This window comes from Streptomyces sp. NPDC051582 (genome assembly GCF_040681715.1).
Classification (GTDB): domain Bacteria; phylum Actinomycetota; class Actinomycetes; order Streptomycetales; family Streptomycetaceae; genus Streptomyces.
On record NZ_JBFAZJ010000084.1, the window covers coordinates 1 to 4,132 of the forward strand.

A 4,132-nucleotide genomic window follows, 5' to 3' on the forward strand; every position below is an offset into this window, starting at 1 on the left:
ACACGTGCTCCCCGGCCACGGCGACCGCATCCGCCGGGACCTGGGCCGGCAGCGGACGCCACGCGATCTCGAACAACGACTCCGGCCGACCCGCAGCCAGCTGCTCCTGCGACACCGGACGGAACGTCAGGCTCTTCACCGACAGCACCGGGGCGCCGGCCGCATCGGCGGCGTCCAGGGACATGGTGTTCTCGGACGTCCAGGAGATCCGCACGCGCAGCGCCGTGGCGCCGACCGCGTAGAGGGACACGTCCTCCCAGAAGAACGGCAGCAGCGGCTGCGCGGACCCCTCGGAGTCCTGGTCGGAACCCGGACCGCCGATCCCCAGCGCGTGCATCGTGGCGTCGAGCAGGGCCGGGTGGACCCCGAAGCTCTCGGCGTCTCCGTGGGCCTGCTCGGCCAGTTCGATCTCGGCGTAGACGTCCTCGCCGGAGGTCCAGGCGGCCGTGAGGCCCTGGAACACCGGTCCGTAGTGGTAGCCGCGGCCCTGGAGCACCTCGTACGTGTCACTCACGTCCACCGCGGTCGCGCCGGTGGGCGGCCAGACGGTGAAGTCCGTGCCGGCGGCGACCGGCCGGGTGCCGAGCAGGCCGTCCGCGTGCAGCAGCCAGGGAGTGTCGGCCGGGGCGTCCTCGTGGCGCGAGTGGACCCGCACGGACCGGCGGCCCGTCTCGTCGGGGGCGCCGACCGACACCTGAAGGGCCACGCCACCGTGCCGGGGCAGTACGAGCGGTGCCTGAAGGGTGAGTTCCTCCAGGACCGGGCAGCCGACCTCGTCTCCCGCCCGGAGCGCCAGCTCTACGAAGCCGGTGCCCGGCAGCAGCACGCTGCCCAGGACGTCGTGGTCGGCGACCCAGGCGTGCGTGCCCGCGCCGAGGCGGCCGGTCAGCACCGCCTCGCCGGACCCGGCCAGGGTGATGGCCGCGCTGAGCAGGGGGTGGCCGACCGAGGTCTGGCCGTGGTGGGCGACGTCGGTGGCCGGGGTGGCCTCCAGCCAGTACCGCTGGTGCTGGAAGGCGTACGTCGGCAGCTCGACGCGCCGCGCGCCGGTGCCGGCGTAGAAGGCCGCCCAATCGACGCGCGAGCCCACGCTGTGCAGGTGTGCCAGCGCGGTCAGGAGGCTGCGGACCTCGGGACGGCCGCGGCGCAGGGCGGGCTCGACGAGCACGCCGTCGCCGTCCAGGCAGACCTGGGTGAGCGCGGTCAGGACGGCGTCGGGGCCCAGCTCGACGAAGCGGGTGACGCCCTTGGCGTGCAGGTGCTGCACGGTGTCGCAGAAGCGGACGGCCTCGCGCAGGTGGCGGGTCCAGTACTCCGGGGTCCCCCAGTCCTCGCTGAGTCCGCCGTGCACGCCCGAGACCACAGGAACGGCGGCGGGGTGGTACGCCACGGACTCCGCGACGGCCCGGAACTCCGCGAGCACCGGCTCCATCAGCGGCGAGTGGAAGGCGTGCGAGACGCGCAGCCGGGTCGTCTTGCGGCCCTGCTCCGTGAACCGCCCCCGGATCGCCTCGACGGCATCCTCCGCACCCGACACCACGATCGAGCGCGGACTGTTGACCGCCGCGATGCCCACGACATCGGTCAGATGGGGAAGGATCTCCTCCTCCGTCGCCTGGATCGCGGCCATCGCTCCGCCGGAGGGCAGCGCCTGCATCAGACGGCCACGGGCGGCGACGAGACGGGCCGCGTCGTCCAGCGACAGCACGCCCGCCGCATGGGCTGCGGCGATCTCACCGATCGAGTGCCCGGCCAGGAAGTCCGGCCGCACCCCCCACGACTCCACGAGCCGGAACAGCGCCGTCTCGATGGCGAAGAGGGCCGGCTGGGTGAACGCGGTGCTGTTCAGCAGCGCCTCGTCCTCGGCGGACTCGCCCCACATCACCTCGTACAGCGGGGTGTCGAGGTGCACGTCCAGCGCCGCGACCACCGCGTCCAGCGCCTTGGCGAACACCGGGAACGCGGCGTGCAGTTCACGGCCCATGCCCAGACGCTGCGCGCCCTGGCCCGTGAACAGGAACGCCGACCTGCCCTCCCGTACGAGGCCCCGGACCACGCCCGCCTCCGAGCCCTCGGCCAGCGCCGCCAGCCCGGCGAGCAGTTCCTCGCGGTTCTCGCCGACCACCGCGGCCCGGTACTCGTGCGCGGTGCGCGAGGTCGCCGTCGAGAAGGCGAGGTCCGCCGGCGAGAGCTCCTCGTGGTCGGCGAGGTGCGCGCCGAGGCGCTGCGCCTGGCCCGCCAGGGCCTCGGGAGACCGGGCCGACAGCACCACCGGTACGGCGGGCAGCTCGCGCGGAGCCTCGTCCGCGGCGGTCTCCGGAGCGGCCGGGGCCTCCTCCAGGATCACGTGCGCGTTCGTGCCGCTGAGCCCGAACGAGGAGATGCCCGCTCGGCGCGGCCGCTCGCCCGCCGGCCAGGCGACGGCCTCGGTGAGCAGCTTGACGTTGCCCTCCGTCCAGTCGACGTGCGGGGTGGGCTCGTCGACGTGCAGGGTCTTGGGCATCAGCTCGTGGCGCAGCGCCTGGACCATCTTGATGACGGCGGCGACACCGGCCGCGGCCTGCGTGTGCGCGATGTTCGACTTCAGCGAGCCGAGCCACAGCGGCTTGTCCTCGTCGCGGCCCTGCCCGTACGTGGCGAGCACGGCCTGCGCCTCGATCGGGTCGCCCAGCTTGGTGCCCGTACCGTGCGCCTCGACCACGTCGACTTCGGCCGTGGTCAGTCCGGCCTTCTCCAGCGCGCTCTGGATGACGCGCTGCTGCGAGGGGCCGTTGGGGGCGGTCATGCCGTTCGACGCGCCGTCCTGGTTGACCGCGGAGCTCCGGATCACCGCGAGCACGGGGTGGCCGGCCCGGCGGGCGTCGGAGAGGCGCTCGATGACGAGGACGCCGACGCCCTCCGACCAGGCGGCGCCGTCCGCCGCGCCCGCGAAGGACTTGCAGCGACCGTCGGCGGCGAGCCCGCGCTGGCGGCTGAACTCGACGAACATGTCGGGGCTCGCCATCACCGCGACACCGCCGACGAGCGCCATCGAGCACTCGCCGGAGCGCAGCGACTGGGTGGCCAGGTGCAGCGAGACGAGGGACGAGGAGCAGGCCGTGTCCACGGTCATGGACGGCCCTTCGAGGCCGAGGGTGTACGAGACGCGGCCCGAGATCAGGCTGCCGCCGGTGGTGGCCGCGGCCTCGGTGCCCTGCCCGTAGTCGTGGTACATGACGCCCGCGAAGACGCCGGTCCTGCTGCCCTTGAGGGTGTGCGGGTTGATGCCGGCCCGCTCGATGGCCTCCCACGAGACCTCCAGCAGCTGCCGCTGCTGGGGGTCCATGATCAGCGCCTCGTTCGGGCTGATCCCGAAGAAGTGCGGGTCGAAGTCGCCCGCCTGGTAGAGGAAGCCGCCTTCGTTGGCGTACGTCTTGCCCGGCACGCCCGGCTCGGGGTCGTACACGTTCTCGACGTCCCAGCCGCGGTCGAGCGGGAAGCCGGAGACGGCGTCCCGGCCCTCCGCGACGAGCTGCCACAGTTCCTCGGGCGAGGTGACCCCGCCCGGGAGGCGGCAGCTCATCGCGACGATCGCGATCCGGTCGTCGTCGGCCTCCGCCTGCGTACGGGCGACTGCGGCGGCCGGACGGGCGGCCGCGCCCTGAGCCGCTCCGCCGATGGACTCGCCGATGTACTGGGCGACGGCGCGGGCGTTCGGGTAGTCGAAGACGAGGGTGGCGGGGAGCCGGAGCCCGGTGGCCGCCTTCAGCTGGTTGCGCAGTTCGACGGCGCTGAGGGAGTCGAAGCCGAGCTCCTGGAAGGCCCGGTCGGGTGCAATGGCGTCGGCCGACTCGTGGCCCAGTACGGCGGCCACGTGCGTCCGCGCCAGTTCGAGCAGGGCCTGGTCGCGTTCCTCCTCGGTCTTCCCGGCGAGGCGCGCCGCGAGCTCGTGTGCGGCGCCCGCTCCCCCGCCTGCGGCGCTCGCGCGGACGCTGCGGCGCTGCGGGGTGGGGGTGGCGGAGCGCAGGAGGGCGGGCAGTTCGTCGGTGCGGGCGGCCAGGGCGGTGCGGTTGACGTGGAGCGGGACGGTGGCGGGCCGGCCGGAGGCGCAGGCCGCGTCGAAGAGGGCGAGGGCCTCCTCGGGCCGGAGCGG

General features: G+C 74.0%; 1 protein-coding gene. It reads right to left on the bottom strand.

The features are described from left to right. A partial coding sequence (locus tag AB0M92_RS39070; RefSeq protein WP_366107155.1) for a beta-ketoacyl synthase N-terminal-like domain-containing protein occupies nucleotides 1-4,132 on the bottom strand: 4,132 nt, incomplete at both ends.